This is a genomic window from Kamptonema formosum PCC 10802, assembly GCF_000332335.1.
Taxonomy (GTDB): Bacteria; Cyanobacteriota; Cyanobacteriia; order Cyanobacteriales; family Oscillatoriaceae; genus Oscillatoria.
The window spans coordinates 5,862,622-5,879,591 of sequence record NZ_KB235948.1; the positions used below are offsets into that span (position 1 = coordinate 5,862,622).

At 55.0% G+C, this 16,970-nt stretch carries 14 protein-coding genes, 1 tRNA gene and 1 pseudogene; 6 read left to right on the forward strand and 10 right to left on the reverse strand.

What is annotated here, in order from left to right; translation table 11 throughout:
* Positions 1–463 precede the first annotated feature (463 nt).
* The 6 genes and pseudogenes from OSC10802_RS0125805 (at position 464) to OSC10802_RS51060 (ending at position 3,806) form a co-directional block, all read left to right on the forward strand.
* Positions 464–537 (forward strand) — tRNA-Asp (locus OSC10802_RS0125805).
* 301 nt (positions 538–838) lie between these two features.
* Positions 839–973, forward strand: coding sequence for a hypothetical protein (locus OSC10802_RS55860; RefSeq protein ID WP_255349175.1), 135 nt, complete (start codon positions 839–841; stop codon positions 971–973).
* 106 nt (positions 974–1,079) lie between these two features.
* Positions 1,080–2,513 (forward strand): annotated as a pseudogene (gene gltX / locus OSC10802_RS41795) (glutamate--tRNA ligase); the annotation flags it as partial.
* Between the two features lie 126 nt (positions 2,514–2,639).
* Positions 2,640–2,978 (forward strand): CAAD domain-containing protein, encoded by a 339-nt coding sequence (locus OSC10802_RS56730; protein ID WP_369797133.1) that lies wholly within the window; start codon positions 2,640–2,642, stop codon positions 2,976–2,978.
* Positions 2,979–3,156: 178 nt separating this feature from the next.
* Positions 3,157–3,648, forward strand: a complete 492-nt coding sequence (locus OSC10802_RS0125815) for a hypothetical protein (protein WP_017719667.1) — start codon at positions 3,157–3,159, stop codon at positions 3,646–3,648.
* Positions 3,645–3,806, forward strand: coding sequence for a hypothetical protein (locus OSC10802_RS51060; protein WP_017719668.1), 162 nt, complete (start codon positions 3,645–3,647; stop codon positions 3,804–3,806). Before OSC10802_RS0125815 ends, OSC10802_RS51060 begins: the two co-directional genes overlap by 4 nt.
* Before the next feature lie 580 nt (positions 3,807–4,386).
* Here OSC10802_RS51060 and fcmC read toward each other — a convergent pair.
* From fcmC to OSC10802_RS0125865, 10 genes are all read right to left on the reverse strand, one after another.
* Positions 4,387–5,721, reverse strand: a complete 1,335-nt coding sequence (fcmC, locus tag OSC10802_RS44830; protein WP_017719669.1) for a filament morphology membrane protein FcmC — start codon at positions 5,719–5,721, stop codon at positions 4,387–4,389.
* Positions 5,722–5,726: 5 nt separating this feature from the next.
* Positions 5,727–6,884, reverse strand: a complete 1,158-nt coding sequence (gene fcmB / locus OSC10802_RS0125830; protein ID WP_017719670.1) for a filament morphology actin-like protein FcmB — start codon at positions 6,882–6,884, stop codon at positions 5,727–5,729.
* A 173-nt stretch (positions 6,885–7,057) separates the two neighbouring features.
* A complete protein-coding gene (locus OSC10802_RS0125835; RefSeq protein ID WP_017719671.1) occupies positions 7,058–7,360 on the reverse strand; it encodes a hypothetical protein in 303 nt (100 codons plus the stop codon).
* A 420-nt stretch (positions 7,361–7,780) separates the two neighbouring features.
* Positions 7,781–7,993 carry a hypothetical protein gene (locus tag OSC10802_RS51065; RefSeq protein WP_155968377.1) on the reverse strand — a complete coding sequence of 71 codons (213 nt, stop codon included), beginning with the start codon at positions 7,991–7,993 and terminating at the stop codon, positions 7,781–7,783.
* A gap of 899 nt (positions 7,994–8,892) precedes the next feature.
* Entirely contained in the window at positions 8,893–9,786 is an 894-nt protein-coding gene (locus OSC10802_RS0125840; RefSeq protein ID WP_026098804.1) for a lipid kinase, read from the reverse strand.
* Positions 9,787–9,921: 135 nt separating this feature from the next.
* On the reverse strand, positions 9,922–10,392 hold the full coding sequence (locus OSC10802_RS0125845) for a phosphate-starvation-inducible PsiE family protein (RefSeq protein WP_044171585.1): 471 nt from the start codon (positions 10,390–10,392) through the stop codon (positions 9,922–9,924).
* Positions 10,393–10,627: 235 nt separating this feature from the next.
* Positions 10,628–11,485, reverse strand: coding sequence for a nitrate ABC transporter ATP-binding protein (locus OSC10802_RS0125850; protein ID WP_017719674.1), 858 nt, complete (start codon positions 11,483–11,485; stop codon positions 10,628–10,630).
* 130 nt (positions 11,486–11,615) lie between these two features.
* A complete protein-coding gene (locus OSC10802_RS0125855; RefSeq protein ID WP_017719675.1) occupies positions 11,616–13,619 on the reverse strand; it encodes an ABC transporter ATP-binding/substrate-binding protein in 2,004 nt (667 codons plus the stop codon).
* A 114-nt stretch (positions 13,620–13,733) separates the two neighbouring features.
* Positions 13,734–14,564, reverse strand: coding sequence for a nitrate ABC transporter permease (ntrB, locus tag OSC10802_RS0125860; RefSeq protein ID WP_017719676.1), 831 nt, complete (start codon positions 14,562–14,564; stop codon positions 13,734–13,736).
* 132 nt (positions 14,565–14,696) lie between these two features.
* Positions 14,697–16,043, reverse strand: coding sequence for a CmpA/NrtA family ABC transporter substrate-binding protein (locus tag OSC10802_RS0125865; RefSeq protein ID WP_026098806.1), 1,347 nt, complete (start codon positions 16,041–16,043; stop codon positions 14,697–14,699).
* Positions 16,044–16,970: the final 927 nt, after the last annotated feature.

Below are 16,970 nucleotides of genomic sequence, written 5' to 3' on the forward strand. Positions count from 1 at the left end.
CCGCATAAGGAATTACGGGAAACCGAAACAAGAGAGCCGTTTCAGGCACACCGGCAACCGTCACCCCCCCGAAATGCCAGCTTCAGAGGGGGGACAGGCGAGACGCCTGTCCTACGCCTTTTATCCCAGGCCACTGATGTCCTAAGTAATAGGACTGCTGCTGTGGCAGTGGGTGCACGCCTAACACAGAGAAAAAACCCACCCCTAAAAGCATCCTCCATGCCCCACTGCCGCCGCCATGCCCCATGCCCCAATGCCCCATGCCCAATCCCCAATCCCCAATCCGGGCATCCAGCACCGGCTTGCCTGCCGCGCTCATATAGGCTATACTGAAAAGTAAGTCAACCGTAAAATTGCGTAAATTTGCGGGCCTGCCCGGACTTGCCGGTGCCGAAAAAAATTTTCCGAAAAACCGTTGACAAATTCCAAAACTGCCAGCACAATAGAAATTGTCAGGAAACAAGGGACTGTAGTTCAATTGGTTAGAGCACCGCCCTGTCACGGCGGAAGTTGCGGGTTCGAGCCCCGTCAGTCCCGTTCTAATGAGTCGTGTGCCAAGCGCGATTGCCCCGCGTCTGGCCTTAAGAGTAGGGGTGGGTTCTTCCGAACTCTCCCCCGGACAGGGGAGAATATTGCTAAACCCGCCCCTGCGTTGGCGATTTGAGCCGCAGGGGCGGGGTTGTGGCAGATATAGCACCAGTCATATTGGTTAGAAGAATAGAAGCTTTGGGAGCTCTGGAGCAAGGGAGGCCGGAATGTAGGTTTCCTAAATGCTTACTGCTATATAGACGTAGGGCAGGCGGGACGCCCCCCCTGAAGGTCTAATGTTCTAATCTAAGTGGCTGCTGCTATACCAGTTCAAAAGTTCAAAATGTCCACACCCGCTTGGGTGGCTCTAAAGTTTTCCACTGTCCCAGTTGCGGGTTTACGCGCTTCGCAAGACTGGAATGGCGATCGCGTGGGATTTTCCTGAAAGCTTTGCGGGATACCGCCTCTATCACTTTTACCGGGGATAGTGCTATCGTTGCATTGTCCGGGAATACCTCGGATAATGTCGCGTAAATGTATCAGATGCTTTTGTGACAGTTAGAGTTCGTCTTGCCCCAAGCCCCACCGGCAGCTTACACATCGGGACAGCCAGAACGGCTGTTTTTAATTGGCTGTTTGCCCGCAACCAGGGCGGGCAGTTTATTTTGCGCATAGAAGATACGGATCAGGAGCGCTCGCGAGAGTCGCACACCCAGAATATCCTGGAAGGGCTCACCTGGCTGGGTCTGAACTGGGACGCAGGGCCGATTTTTCAGTCGGCTCGCTTAGACTTCTACCGGCAGATGATTCAAACCTTGCTGGACAAAGGGGTAGCCTATCGGTGCTACTGCACAGAGGCAGAGCTAACCCAAATGCGGGAGGAGCAGATGGCCAAAAAACAGGCTCCCCGCTACGACAACCGCCACCGCAATCTGACAGAGAAGCAGCGGAAAGCCTTTGAAGCAGAAGGGCGCACCTCGGTAATTCGCTTCATTATTGAGGACGAGCGGGAGATTTCCTGGAATGACATGGTGCGGGGGACGGTGACCTGGAAAGGCAGCGACCTCGGCGGGGATATGGTCATCGCTCGCGCCAGCACCGGCACGCTCGTTGGCCAGCCTCTCTACAACTTGGCGGTGGTGGTGGATGACATCGACATGCGCATCACCCACGTCATCCGAGGGGAAGACCACATCGGCAATACGCCAAAACAGATTTTGCTCTACGAAGCCTTCGGGGCAAAAATACCGGCATTCGCCCACACGCCCCTGATTTTGAATCCAGAAGGTCAAAAGCTGTCGAAACGAGACGGGGTGACGTCGATCTCGGAATTTAGGCAGATGGGCTACACGGCAGAGGCGATGGTTAATTACATGACTTTGTTGGGGTGGTCGCCGCAAGATACCAAAGAACTGTTTACTTTGCAAGAGGCGGCGCAGAAGTTCAGCTTCGAGCGGGTGAACAAGGCCGGTGCCAAATTTGACTGGGACAAGCTCAACTGGATTAACAGCCAGTACCTGCACGCTATGCCAGCCGGCACCCTGGTGGAAAGGCTGATTCCCTACTGGCAGGAGGCGGGGTTTGAATTCGAGCCGGTTTGTGATCGCCCTTGGCTGGAGCAGCTGGCGGCTCTAATTGGGCCGAGCCTGACTCGCTTGTCAGAGGCGGTCGAGATGAGCCGGGTGTTTTTTGTGCCAGAGGTGAGCTGCGATAAGGAAGCGGCGGCGCAGCTTCTGCTGCCAGAAGCTCGCGCTATCTTGGAGGCCATTTGGGCAAACCTCAGCAGCGATGCGCCCCTGACAGAGGCGAGTGCCGGGGAGCTGATCAAAAAGCTGACGAAAGAGCAAAATGTCAAGAAAGGGGCGGTGATGCGGTCGCTGCGGGCAGCCCTGACCGGCGTCCTTGCCGGGCCAGACCTGATACAATCTTGGTTGCTGCTGCATCAGCGCTCTTTGGATCGAGTCCGCTTGCAAAAGGCGTTAAACATAAATGTTGATGGGGGTGTTGTTTTGAGTGAAACTCCTGTGCCAGACAAACCAAAATCAGAAGGGGCTGCCGGCACGCCGCTGGTCATAGCCCCCAGTGCCGGTGCCGCCGAGCCGCTTCCCGAGGTGCCGGCGCAGCCGTGGCAAGGAACCGCTGAAAAAGTTGTCGATGTCTTGTCAAATCTGCCGGATTATGTTACAGACTTTTTTGGCACATACAAAAAGCCGATTGTCTCGGTGGGTTTGATTGTAGCGGCAGCGGTGACCGTGAGGGTGATGCTAGCTGTACTGGAGGTGCTTAACGATATCCCGCTGGTCAAGCCGACTTTTGAGTTGATTGGCGTTGTTTACGCCGGCTGGTTTATTTACCGCTATTTACTCAGCGGGCCCAGTCGCCAAGAGTTAGCGCAGAAGGTTCAGGGGTTCAGGGACTATATTGCCGGTGAAACGACCTCGGAGCGCTAACCGCTGGAATTGAAAAGCAAAAGCAGGGCCGGCACTGCTGGCCCTATACAAAAGGAACTCGAGCCGCAATCGAGCCGTCTTTTAACGGTTAAAGTAGTTGACTTTCTGTTGGAAAGCGCAATTGAGAGCAATCAGAACGCACAAAAGCGGGCTAAATCCAGGCGGGAGATTCGCACAGGTGTGCGGCTTTTCAACCCTGGTGGCCGCTGCCATTGCTGCGGGAGCATTCTGGAACGCACTCTTGGCCCCAAGTCTGGCGCTGCCGGCGCAGCTGCCTTTATTTGAGAGCGTGACGGTCAGCCCTAAGTTTGACTCAGACCCGATGGCGATTCGCGGTATCAGTGGCGGAGAGGTTGCGGCAGAGAAAATCGCGGGCCGCAAAGAAACGCCCACCGGCCCTTGTGCGGGTTTCGCAGATGAAGAGCCAGACCACATTCTGACGCTGACGGCTTTTTTTAATTACCTCAGCCTGCAGGTTGAAAGCCCAGAAGACACCACCTTAATCGTGCGCGGACCAGGTGGCAGCTGGTGCAGTGATGACCAGATGAACCGGGGGCAAAATCCTGGCATTGCCGGTCAGTGGCGAGCCGGCACTTACAAAATTTGGATTGGTTCCTACAAAGCAAAGACCTATCACCCGTATTCTCTGGAAATTACTGAGGTGCGGTGAGAAGCGAAGTGGGCATTGGGGATTGGGCGTGGGGCATCGGGCATGGGGCATCGGGCATGGGGTTTCTTGTTGCCGGCACACTCATAAAGCGCTTTGATGAAACCGGCACTCCCCAGAAGCGCCCCGCTGCGGGGGGTATAGAAAAGATATCGGCTTGAGACAGACAATATTTATAGCAGTTCCCTCCGTGCTGGAGGCTCTGCCTCCTTTGGGCAGATAGGAAGATGAAAAGCCTAAAAGCTTATAGCAATATTCACTTAGGTTCGGACACGCTCGTCGGAATGATCGCCTATCCTAGCTGGTTCCGACGTCGGTACGGCGTTCGCCGGGCCTAGAACAATAGAAGCTTCGGGAGCTCTGGAGCAAGGGAGGCCGGAATGTAGGTTTCCTAAATGCTTACTGCTATATAGAAGTAGGGCAGGCGTCCCGCCCCCCCCTGAAGGTCTAATGTTCTAATCTAAGTGGCTACTGCTATAAAAGTAGGGGGAAAAGGCGATCGCAGGATATTTTTTTAGGTGAGAGAGTAACAGAAAGGAAGGGAGAAGAAGCCAGCATCGCGCCATAACTTCTTCTCCCTTTCTTTCTTCTGCTTGTTCCCTGCGGCTTATGCCAAATTCCCAATCTTCTGCGAGCCGCAGGGCCGTTTTGGCCGTAAAGGTAGAGTCAGGGTTTTAGTCCTGTGCCCTGTTCCCCAATGGGGCGAGCGCCCCACGCCCCCCACAAGCGGCCTAATTAAACTTAGAAATCATCAAGTGGGATGATGGCTTTGAGGCGCTCTATTTCGGGATCGACCTCTGCGGGTGGGGCAGGGGGCTCGGGAGTCGCGGGTTGCGGCACAGGCTGACGCCGTGAGGGAGTCTCAGCGGCAGGCGGGCGATCGGCTGGCACAGCCACCTGCGCGATCTGCTGGCCCAGCTCGCGCACCAAGCGGTCGAGAACCTCGAACTGGCCTGATTCCTTGGCCATGAACCGCTGTTCCAGGGCGGCGATTTGACGCTGCAGCCCCGCCACCTGCTGTTCCATTTGGGCGGAGAGGGGGGCCTGCTGGCCGGCACCGGCCTGCTGCGGGTCAGAGGCTTTTGCCGCGACGCGCTGTTCGAGTCCAGCAATTTGCCGCTGCAGGCCCGCCACATACTGTTCCATCTGGCCGGCGAGGGCCGCCTGCTGGCTGGCCGCTGCCTGCAACTGGTCAGAGGTTTTGGCGGTGAGGCGCTGTTCCAGGTCAGCAATTTGCCGCTGCAGCCCCGCCACCTGCTGTTCTATCCGGGCGGAGAGGGCCGCCTGCTGCTGGCTGGCAGCGGCCTGCAATTGGTCTGAGGCTTTGGCCGTGACCCGCTGTTCCAGGTCAGCAATTTGCCGCTGCAGCCCCGCCACCTGCTGTTCTATCCGGGCGGAGAGGGCCGCCTGCTGCTGGCTGGCAGCGGCCTGCAACTGGTCAGAGGAGCGGGCCATTAGGCGCTGTTCCTGCTCAGCAATCTGGCGCTGCAGGCCCGCGAGCTGCTGTTCCATCTGGGCTGAGAGAGTGGCCTGCAGGTGGCCGGCAGCGGCTTGCAACTGGTCTGATGCTTTAGCCGCTACCCGCTGTTCCTGAGCGGCAATTTGCCGGTGCACCTCAGCGACTTGCTGCTGCATCTGGCCCGAGAGGGTGAGCTGCACCTGGCTGGTAGCGGCCTGCAACTGTTCAGATGCTTTGGCCATTACCTGCTGTTCTTGAGCGGCAATTTGGCGCTGCAGCCCCGCCAGATGCTGTTCTATCCGGGCCGAGAGGCCGGCCAGTTGCTGGCTGTCAGGGGCCGGCAACGGGTCAGATTCTTTGGCCCTTAGCTGCTGCTGCAGGTCAGCCAGCTGACCCTGCAGTTCAGAAATTTGCTGTTCCACCTCCCCTGTTTTGGGGGTGGGGCGTACAGATTCGGAGATGTATAAAAACTGCCAGAGCGCTTCCTTGCAGAGGTCACTGAATGTCTTGTGCGGCTGTTTGGCCAGCTCGGTTTCAATAACCGCTAACAAGGTTTGGTCAGCAACCTCCAGGTTGAACGTGACCGATCTATTTGTCCTGTTTGACCTCTGGAACATTAAGTTCAAGCCTTAGGTGAGCGAACCGTGACTGACGCCAGCTGGGCCTCTCCATACATGTACTGCCCTAGAGCATTGGCTGGCCGGCACGGCGAGGCTAAGTGGGCGTTGATCCGGGCGTCTTTGAGCAAGCGTTGCATGTCGTCCCAGAAAAACTCACCGCCCCCCCCAGTAAGAATAACATCTGTAACTCGCTCTGGCAGCCACTCCAGCACGCGGGTGCACATCTCGCGGGAAAACGCTTCTTTGAGGTTGGGCAGGATATCGTCGAGATTGGTGGGCTTGGTAACGCCTCTCGGACGGTAGAACCGGTCTCCCTTGGGCCGGTTCACCGCCTGGATCAGGGTCAGGGATTGAGGGTCAGCCCCCTCAATCTGGGCGGCCACTTGTTCGTAGAACTTGGTCATGGCAAACGATTCGCTCTTGGAAGCTGCCCGCGCGAACCGGAAATTGTCCACCATCAAGCAGTCTGTGGTCTGGTGCCCGATGTCGATAATTGCCACCGGCACTTTGGAAAAGTCTGTGGTCGATGGCTTTTTCGCTTGGGCCTCACACCAGATCAGGCTGCCGTACCCTTCGGGGATCACCCACACCTTGGTAATGTTCAGTGATATCTGCTCGCCCCGAAAGCTCATCACGTGAGGGCCGGTCAGCAGGTTGAGGACTTTTTCTTTCTCTCGCTCAAACTGCTCCTGGGAATAGTAAGGCAGGCTGATCACGACTGCCAAATCATCCTTGTCCTTGAGCTTGTCGTTGAAGAACCCGATACAAGCGAGAACTTTGGGCAGTGCCTCCTCGGTTTTGGATTGATTGAGATTGCCCGTTTCCGAGTAAAGCTTCGCTCCAAAGTCAGCAGCCAGCTGGCCAAAGGCGAAGCCGCTCCCCTGATACTCCAGCCACAGATCCAATAAGATGTCGGCGGAGCGGGGCTCAAAAGTACCTCCCCGAACGTCTTGCACCGGCTTCTCCACCACGTTCGCCGGAATGAATACCACACTGTCCGCATCTCGGCTCACGCAGGCTTTTGTGGACGTCCGGCCCAGGTCAACGCTGAGAATCGATTTGAGCGGCAAGGGCGTCAGGGGGGGCTTGGTATTGAGTGGGGTAGACGCCGACTTTGGTTGGGCGTTCATCGGGGTCGCAGCGGACGGTTGACTGTTCATTACAACTCCTAATCTGTGTCTTAGCCTAAAAATTATCACGAGCCATCATCTATTTTGGATGAGATTATGGCTGGGATAAGTTGTGACAGCTCATAACTCTATGGCGATTGCCGCAGAGGGATCGCGCTTTGCCTCAATTCTCGCGCTCCGTGCCACCATCCGGTCAACTGAGTCTATTTTGGCCTGAAAACGCACCAACTGGTCTGGCTCACGCCCCAGACCGTCGCTTCTTGACCCGCGCTGCGAAACAGCCGCAGTGGCCTCTCGTCTGGCCATCCGTCCTGCGGAACGAGCTCTAGCAAGTTCTGGACAGAGCGAGGGCGTGCCCCCTCGGAGATCTGCTGAGCTTCTCTCGCCATCTGCCGAGGTGCGAAAACTTGCCTTCTTCTTGAAAGAGCCGGCACCGGCACCCCTGCCAGAGCGGAGGTGCTGGCCATCGCCGCCCGGCAGCTCTGCATCAATTTAGGTTGTGGCATCACGGCTTCCCCAGGAAGCCTTCCCAAGCCGTTTTTCTCAAACCCTTTCAGTTTACACGGGACTTGGGTGGCAGCTGTCCTGTCTCTCTAGCAACCTCTGCCTTGTAGCAGCAGCGATTGCCATCTATTCAGCTTGACAGGGGTTCGGGAAGGCACTCGTAGTGTGATTTCCCCCGCAGCGCCAGTGGAATCAGGGGCTGGCATTTGATTATATAGCCAATGCCACCCGCATTTACAAGCCTGCGGCATGGGGGAGAGGGTGAATCAGCTTACAGGCTTTTCTTCTTGCCGTCCCCCTCTCAAGGCTGCGCCTGTCGCCTGCGGTTAAATCTTCTAAATACTTTCTCGCCCCGCTTTTTTTTCTTAAAACTTCATTCCTTTCTCATCCTTCCGCCTCAAAAATAAACCCGCACACTCCCTCTAGAAGTTTTGCCGCTCTTGCTGCCGGTCGTCCGTTTGTAGTTGGGCTAATGCCCCACCGTTTGTAGTTGGGCTAATGCCCCACACTCGCCGGTGCACTAGCCCGCTCGTCCCTTGTGGCCACACCGGCTGCCCCTCCAGTATACCGCTTCCGCTCAATCCCGATGAATCGCTGGCTTTCAAGCTAACTTGGCAACTCCTCAACTCCCGCACGCAATCTTGTCCTTACCTGTCCTTACGCGCTCACTTCCCGCTTCCCCAAAAAGGCTGGCATCAGTAGCTTCCTAAAGGGTGTGGGCGATTTCTAGTTAACTTGCTTGAAACTCAGTCTATTTTAGCACCTCTTCCAAGAATCCCCCACTTTTGGCTTGGGAACTGGCTCTTGCCACACCGGCTCTCGGTGGGAGTGTCCAATCCCTCGCTCTTAGCTGAAACTATTGTAACACAACCCAGCCATCAAAGCCATGACATCGAGTCATAATCTCTTCAGCTTGCTGCCCTGCCGGCAGCTTTGAATTCTGACAAGTTTTCTCCTGAATCGTCCCCGGTCAGTTTCGCAGATGTTTTAGGTGACGGCAGCCCCTCCTCCCCGCTTAGTGGCCAGCTTCAAAAGTATCCCCCATCAGCAATCCACCCCTAATCCCCTGATTCTTCACAACCTGAATCTTTTGGATGCGCCAAGCGAAAATTACTCTGGAAAATCAGGGCAGCCGGTATCCTGAATCCGAGCGACGCTTCCCGCGTCGGAGCGACTTTTATAGACCAATAATACGGACAGCCCACCCCCGGCGCGCGGTTGGTAATTATACCAATTTTCGAGGCCCAGCTTTTACCCATATTATTTTAAGCAAAGGCAGTAAAGCAGTTTCAAATAGCAGCAAACCTCCTGTTTTTCCGGCTTTATGATCCAAATGCCATAATTCTAAAATACAAACTTATTATAAGTGTGCGGGCAGAATTAAGGATAGCGTGCCTGCGGCCATAAACCAGGTTTATTAAATTAACCTGGTTTCTTCATGTTGCTGCGCTGGGTTGAGAGTAAATTTTTATATAATTTTATAAAATTTTGTAAAAATCCTGAGAGAGAGACACCGGCACCCTGGCGGGCAGGGCTATTGGGCGGGAGCCAGAACTGCCAGAGCTTGAGGGATGACGCGGAAGTGGGCCGGCGTGCGGGCGGTGAGTTCGCCATCGGTGTTGATCGCACGGGGTCTGCGGGTGTGGACTTCAAATTCGCTGCCGGAAAGAGCGCGGACCTTTGGCCAGGAGGTGTGAGTGCCTCGCCACATCGCCGGCAGCAAGGGGAGGATTTGCCACCACTGCGCAGTTTCCAGACTGTACAAATCCAGCCGCCGGTCATCAATCGCAGCATCCTCAGCCACAGTCAGCCCGCCCCCGTAATAGCGCCCGTTGCCCACGGCAATTTGAATAGTTTTTACGGTGACAGATTCCCCATTGCAGCGAATCTCGGCTTTGAAGGGTCGGGATTGCCAGATGGCTCGGGCGGCGGTCAAGGCGTAGGCCAGGACGCCCCACCGGCGCTTGGCTTCTTTGCTCAGCTGCTGGGTGATTTCCACGGAAAGCCCCAAACTGGCGACATTGAAGAAGTGCTTGCCATTGACCCACCCCAAGTCGATGTGCCGGATGTGGCCGGTGGCAATAATCTGGCAGGCATCTGGCACCGAGGGGGGAATCCCCAAAGTGCGAGCCAGGTCGTTGGCCGTTCCCAGGGGCAAGATGCCCAAGGGCAAGTGGGTGTCAACTAATCCCTCTACCGCTGCGTTGAGGGTGCCATCTCCGCCGCCAACAATCACCAAATCCACCTGGTGCCGGTAGCGGCGGATCAGGTCGGGCAGACGCAGGGGGTGTTCTGTGGATTCCTCGATCGGGTCAAAGCCCAGCGCTTGCAAGTGCTGCACCGCTTCCGAGACAGTTTCTTGTCCGCGTCGGGCGCGACGGTTCACTAAAAGCAGGGCTCGTCTAAGGGACGGCAATTGATTGTTCATGTGCCCGCCAGAGGCTCAGTAGGTGGCCAAAGTTAAAGGGAAAATATTGCTGATTTACATCTCTATCCCTAATGTTCGCTCAAACTGAGGTGGATTGCCGCTGCAGGTCGCCCCGGTGCGGGGGATGCCAGCAGTTTATTCGCCATTGCGCTTAACGTTCATGCTTTTAACAATCCAGTAACTAATAGAAAGAGCGAAAATCGAGATTCCCAAGCCAACAATCTTAACGCCGTCATATTTCTCCAGATCCAGAATAATAATCTTTCGAGCGACGGCGATTAAAGAAGTAGCGATTACCAGCTCCGCTTGAATCACGTGCTTTTTCAGATAGGCGGTGATATTTTCCAGAATCTCCAGGGCTATCAAAACATTCAAAAATAGGCCGAAGGTTTCAAACAGAGTCTTGCTAAAAGATTTAGTGGGAGCTGCGATCAGCCCCTCCATCATAAACACTCCCAGGTTTAAAATAGACTCCAGGATGACCACGATCATAGCCACCGAGAGGATTTTGGAGATAATCACCTCTCCTTTTTCCAGCAAGTGCAGGAAGTTCTCATCCTGGCTGTGAGTTTTCAGTTCCGCCCACAATTTTTTCCATAACAACATTGCTGTCACGTTGATAAACAGCCACACGGATATCAGATTTGTTTTAGAGCGCTGTTCTTTCATTCAGGTCGCACCCAGTCTAGACAGGGGAAGTGAGGGCAAATCAAAAAGCGAAAACACCTCCCGGTCGTGTGACGCAGGAGGCAGCTATCAGCTTTCAGCCTGAACGAGGCAAACAGCAAAAGGAAAATCGAAAAATTTTGCCTTTGGCGTGTTCGCCCTTTTCCTGAAAGAGTTACTCATCAGCGTCGTGAGCAAACCTATTATACAGGAAATCTAAGGCATAGTTGCGCAGGTTGTAATATTCGGGGTCTTCCATAATGCGGGCCCGGTCGCGGGGGCGGGGGAAGGGGATCTCCATAATCTCGCCAATTTTAGCAGCCGGCCCATTGGTCATCATCACCAGACGGTCGGCCAGGAACAGAGCCTCGTCGATGTCGTGGGTGATCATCAGCACCGTCGCCCGGTTATCACTCCAGATTTTCAGCAGCTCTTCCTGCAACTCCTCCTTAGTAATAGCATCGAGAGCGCCGAACGGCTCATCCAAAATCAGCACCTTGGGGCGAATCGCCAGAGCCCGAGCGATGGACACCCGCTGCTTCATCCCCCCAGAGATTTGGGTGGGTTTTTTCTGAGCCGCTTCCGTCAGCCCCACCATTGCCAGATGCTTGCGCACGATGTCGCGCTTTTCCGCTTCCGGCTTTTCCGGGTAAACCGAGTCAACCGCCAGGTAGATATTTTCAAACGCGGTCAGCCAAGGAAGCAGGGCGTAGTTTTGGAACACCACCATGCGGTCTGGACCGGGCTTAGTAATGGGGGCACCTTGCAGGTCAACCCTGCCGGTGGTGGGCTGGGCGAAACCGGAAACCATGTTCAGCAGGGTCGATTTGCCGCAGCCGGAGTGACCGATGACGCAAATAAACTCGCCCTGCTGAACAGTGAGGTTGACGCCATCGAGTACCGTAAACGGGCCTTTGGGCGTTTTGTAGACCTTGGTAACATTCTCCATTACCAGGAATTCGTCACGCTTGGTCGATTTAACAGTGGGCTTTTGGGCTGTTTGGGTGTAGGCGAGAGTAGTTTTGGATTGCATGGCATGTCCTCCGGGGTGAGGGGTGAGGGGTGAGGGGTGAGGGGTGAGGTGTGAGGGGTTTTGGATGAGCTGTCAGTGGCTGGTTGTTGGTTAATTTTGGCTGCAGCCAGAGGCACTGACAGCTGACTCATTATGCTACTTTCGCTGCTCGTGAGTCGAGGACAACTTCGGCAACGCTGAAATCGCGTTTAATTTCCAGGCTGTTGAGATAGGCGATTGGGTCATCAGCATCAAAAGTGCTGCCGTCAAACAGCTGGATCGAGCCGCGATTGTACTTCATGTCAAGCACGCCGAGCTCTCGCGCCGCTGTGCTGAAAACGCTCACCCGACACACCCGCTCCAGGATTTCCAGCCAGTTGCGGGGGAAGGGAATGTCACCCCAACGCGCCATCTGGGTCATCTGCCAGAGGTGTTCAGTGCGGCTGGGGCGATTGACGCCATCTCCAAAAAACAGGTGATGGGCGTATTCGCGCATCGGCTGCTCCAAACTGCAGGCCACAGAGTTGGGGTCGCCCAGCTGGATATAAGCCACATTGGTGCTGAGATATTCCGGACCGGCGAGGATCTGGCGAATTTCTTCTGCGTGAGCCGGATCGGCGCAATACTGGCCTGCTTCCAGCAGGGCTTTCACCAAAGCGATGTGGGTGTTGGGATAAGCGTTAGCCCAGTCTTCTCGCACGCCGAGAACTTTCCCCGGGTGTCCGGGCCAAATTTCCAAGTCTGTGGCGACCGTAAAGCCAACTCCTTCCATCGCCCCGCGATAGTTCCAAGGTTCGCCCACACAGTAACCGTCAATACTGCCGGCTTTCAGGTCCACCACCATTTGAGCCGGCGGCAGGGTTTTCAGGGCGACGTCCTGGTCGGGGTCAATGCCACCGGCAGCCAGCCAGTAGCGCAGGAGCATATTGTGCATGGAGGCGGGGTGCACCATTCCCATCCTGTGTGTCAAGTTGGGGGTTGAGCGCAGGTACTTCTTAAAATCCGCCAGCGTGTATATCCCCTGATCCAAAAAGCGCTTGCACAAGGTGATGGCGTTGCCGTTGCGAGTCATGGTCAGGGAGCTGACCACCGGCACGGGGCGGTTGTCATTTCCCCCCAGAGCCAGCCACACCGGCATCCCAGAGGGCATTTGAGCCGCATCCAAATAGCCCCCGACAATGCCATCAGTAATCCCCCGCCAGCTGGTTTCCCGCACCAAGTGGACTTCATCCAGCCCGTGCTTGGCGAAGAAGCCTTTTTCTTTGGCCACGGCGAGGGGGGCGCAGGCGGTCAGGGGCACAAAGCCGATGTCCACGTTGACTTTTTCCAGTCCGTGACGGGCGATTGCTCCAACTTTCCTCGCCCGCAGCTTTTTGATGCGCTTCTGCTGGTTGAGGAAGTAAATCATTTCCGAGCGCAGGCTGTAGTAGCTGGGGTGGGCCACCACTTCCATGCGCTTGCGGGGGCGGGGGATGTCCACATCCATAATCTGGCCAATCTTCGATTCCGGCCCATTGGTGAGCATGACAATCTTGTCAGACAGCAGCACCGCTTCATCGACATCGTGAGTGACCATGATGGCTGTGACTTCGTGCTCCTGACAGATTTCCATCAGCTTCTCTTGCAAGTTGCCCCGGGTGAGGGCGTCCAGTGCGCCGAAGGGTTCGTCGAGCAACAGCACCTTGGGGCGGATGGCGAGGGCGCGGGCGATGGACACCCGCTGTTTCTGACCCCCTGACAGCATGCCCGGTTGCTTGTCGCAGTGCTGTCGCAACCCGACCATATCAATGTGCTCCTCAACGATGCCGCGCCGCTCCCCGGCGGGCAGGTGGCCCAGCACTTCATCAACAGCCAGGGCAATGTTCTCCCGCACCGTCAGCCAAGGCAGCAGGGAGTAGTTCTGAAACACGACCATCCGGTCGGGTCCCGGACCGCTAACTCGCTGCCCTTCTAGGGTTACCAAGCCATCTGTCGGCAAGTCCAGACCGGCAATCATATTCAGCAGGGTGGATTTGCCACAGCCGGAGTGGCCAATAAAGGAGATAAACTCTCCTTTTTTAATATAGAGGTCAATTCCTTTGAGGGCGACGTATTTGCCTCCCCCTGACAGGTCAAAGACTTTTTCCAGCTGGTCAACTGCAACAAAAACTGACATGGCAATTTAAAAGTTTGTGAGATTTTATTTTCCAGCAATTGATGGTTATTTTGGGTGAGTTTTGAGATATTTTACTTCGGCCAATCTCAAAACTCAGTCCTCGAAACTATCCCGCTACGATGGAGAAACCTTGCTGGCGATGAAAGCCATTATTTTGTCCAGGAGCAGGCCAACAACGCCTACATAAACGAGAGCCACGATCACGTCACTGACTCGACCGACGTTGTAGGCGTCAAACATGAAATAGCCGATTCCCACACCGCCTGTAATCATTTCCGCTGCCACAATTGCCAGCCAAGCCAGACCGATGCCAATTCTCAGGCCGGTAAAAATATAAGGAACAGTGGAAGGCAGAACAATCTTGACAAAATAATTCTGCTGGGACAGGCGCAATACTTTGGCTACATTTTTATAATCCTGCGGAATCTGCTGTACGCCCACAATGGTATTCATCAGTATCGGCCATACAGATGTGATAAAAATCACATAAATGGCTGAGGGTTCTGATTGTTGGAGTGCTGCCAGAGCGATGGGCAGCCAAGCTAGAGGGGGGATGGTGCGCATTAGCTGGAATATGGGGTCCAGCGCTTTGAACAGGAAGTTATTTACCCCCACGATAATTCCCCCTGTAACGCCGACAATCGCTGCTAAGGAGTACCCAATTCCCACCCGTTTCAGGCTTGCCAATATCTGCCAGAACAAGCCTTTAGCGGTTCCCTCCCGGTCGGGATAGGCAAAGGGCCAAAAAATCTTTGTCCAGCTTTGCTGGATTACCTGGATCGGTCCGGGCAAGGTTGATTGCGGGCTGAGACACAATACCTGCCACACCGCTAGGAAAATTAAGATGGCCACAACCGGGGGCACGAGGTTGGGGGCTTGCTTCCTCAGATAGGACAGGGCGCTGTCAGCCAAAGATCCTTGATTGCGTCTGTAGTCTGCGGTCATTCCTGGGTTCTCCTGTGATTGCTGCTACTGCTGGTACGGTCGGGAAAAACTCTTTAACAATTTTGCCCTGAAAATTAAAAGCAAACACCTCCGGTGCTGGAGAACTATTTAACTTTTAATTTTTAATTTATCCTAAGACTTGTGACCTATCTTGAGGCTCTTCAGATAAGCCTTGGGATTGGCGGGGTCAAACTCCACACCGTCAAAGAATTTCTCCACGCCTTTGGAGGGAGTTGTGGGAATTTCTGCTGCAGTAAGTCCCCAGTCTTTAGCAGCTTCTCGCCACAGGTCTTCCCGGTTGACTTGCTTGATGAGTTTCTGGGTGTCGGTATCTGGCGGCAGATTGCCCCAGCGTATGTTTTCTTCCAAGAACCACAGGTCGTGACTCTGGTAGGGGAAAGAGGCTGTGCCATTCTGCCAGTAGCGCATGATGTGAGGGCTGTTCTCTACAACGCGACCGTCGCCGTAGTCAATTTTGCCTTTGAGCCGGTCGATAATGTCTGCTACGGGGACTTTGGCGTACTCCTCGCGGGACAGAATCTGGGCCATCTGTTCGCGGTTTTCCATCTTATCGCACCACTGCTGGGCTTCCATCACTGCTTTGAGAATCGCCTTGGCCGTCTTGGGATGCTTGTCCGCCCAGTCGGCGCGGAAGGCCAGGGCTTTTTCCGGGTGGTCTTTCCAGAATTCTCCGGTAATCAGGGCGGTGTAGCCAACCTTTTGGTTAATCGCTCGCAGGTGCCAGGGCTCTCCGACGCAGAAGCCCTGGATGTCGCCGGTTTTCAGGTTGGAAACCATCTGGGAGCCCGGAACTATCTGTATGACGACATCGCTGTCTGGATCGATGCCGCCGGCGGCTAGCCAGTAGCGCAGCATCAGCTCGCTGCTGCCGCCTTTGAAGGTGTGGGCAAACCGCAGTGGCTTGCCGGCGGCTTTCGCTTCCTCGACTTTGGCCTTCAACACGGAGGTGTCCAGTTTGACACCCGTATCCTTGAGGGTGTCAGCCACTGTGATTCCCTGACCGTCGATATTGAGCCGCAGCGCCAGGTACATGGGAATCTTTTTGTTGCCTTTGGTAACAGTGCCCAGCGTCATCTGGTAAGGCATGGGAGTGAGCACCATCGAGCCGTCCAGCCCGCCGCCCGATGCCTCAAGCTCTAATTTATCCCGAATCACTGCCCAAGACGGTTGCTTGGTCAAGTTGATATCGGGCACGCCGTACTTGGCAAAGTAGCCGAACTCTTTGGCAATAATTAGCGGCGCGGCATCCGTTTGACCGACGAAGCCAATATTCGCTGTCTTGGTTTCCGGTTGCTGTTCTGGGGGGATGGTGATCGCTTCGACTTTTTGGATCTTAGAAGCACTCGCATCCTCTGGCGGGTTGCCCAAACAGCCGTGGAGCAACACTGAGCCTACTGCGGACGCACTAGCGGTTAGGAGAAATTTTCGTCGGGAAAATTGGGATGAGAATTTAGTCATAAGATATCCTTGCAGCGGCTCCTTTCGCTTTGGCATGAGCTAGGCTGGGGAACCGCCATGAGCTGTTAGATGATGGACGAGCGTGAACTTTATGGATGGCGTGCGCCGCGCTCAATCTGCAGTCCACTAGCGGATGCTAGAGGGGGCACAGCTGTTATCAGAAATCGCCGTTGTGATAGTTGGGCTGAAAATTAGGTCATAAAATCTCCTTTTAGCGACTCCCTTTTCCTTCGGTGAAGGAGGGCAAGGGAAGCGCCACTCTGGGGGCTCTTGTAAAGCGTGTTAGACTATGTTATCTGCGGGCCGCGCTGGCTCTGGGACTTAGGGCGTGGGGAACGCCGGTGTCCTCACCAGCTCTGGGGATGGGTAAGCGGAATCTAAGGCTAGCGTCAGTCGCCGCCTTCTGAATCAGTGGCAAGTCCGTTTGCTTGAACTTACTTATGTGTAAGCTTACCGCCTTTGCTGCAAGAGTGGAAGACTTTGGAGGCACCAATTTTAAAAAAATCTTAAATCGTATGTATAAGTATTTTTGTGTTTCCTGAATCCCTGACGGCGGCGAGCCCACATCTCTCGAATCCCGTCTATGGAATGTATTGGGGAGTGTCGATAAGTAATTCTTCTCAGTCTCTCCAGTGAAGGCGGTTGAGGGGAATCTCTGCTATGGGGCTTATGGAAACTGTGGGGTTTATCTATAGCAACCCTCAACCCTGGGTGAAATTCCCCTGTGGGGCATTGGCCCAACTGCACACGGGGCATTGGCCCAACTACGAACCTTTGGGCTGAAGCCCAACTACGAACCTTTGGGCTGAAGCCCAACTACGAACCTTTGGGCTGAAGCCCAACTACGAACCTTTGGGCTAAAGCCCAACTACGAACCTTTGGGCTGAAGCCCAACTACGAACCTTTGGGCTACGCTGAACTTACAAA

Coding starts and splice junctions, on each gene's coding strand:
- fcmC (WP_017719669.1), bottom strand. CDS start 5,721: ATGTTCCAGAGGTCAAACAGGACAAATAGATCGGTCACGTTCAACCTG.
- fcmB (WP_017719670.1), bottom strand. CDS start 6,884: ATGAACAGTCAACCGTCCGCTGCGACCCCGATGAACGCCCAACCAAAG.
- OSC10802_RS0125835 (WP_017719671.1), bottom strand. CDS start 7,360: ATGCCACAACCTAAATTGATGCAGAGCTGCCGGGCGGCGATGGCCAGC.
- OSC10802_RS0125840 (WP_026098804.1), bottom strand. CDS start 9,786: ATGAACAATCAATTGCCGTCCCTTAGACGAGCCCTGCTTTTAGTGAAC.
- OSC10802_RS0125845 (WP_044171585.1), bottom strand. CDS start 10,392: ATGTTGTTATGGAAAAAATTGTGGGCGGAACTGAAAACTCACAGCCAG.
- OSC10802_RS0125850 (WP_017719674.1), bottom strand. CDS start 11,485: ATGCAATCCAAAACTACTCTCGCCTACACCCAAACAGCCCAAAAGCCC.
- OSC10802_RS0125855 (WP_017719675.1), bottom strand. CDS start 13,619: ATGTCAGTTTTTGTTGCAGTTGACCAGCTGGAAAAAGTCTTTGACCTG.
- ntrB (WP_017719676.1), bottom strand. CDS start 14,564: ATGACCGCAGACTACAGACGCAATCAAGGATCTTTGGCTGACAGCGCC.
- OSC10802_RS0125865 (WP_026098806.1), bottom strand. CDS start 16,043: ATGACTAAATTCTCATCCCAATTTTCCCGACGAAAATTTCTCCTAACC.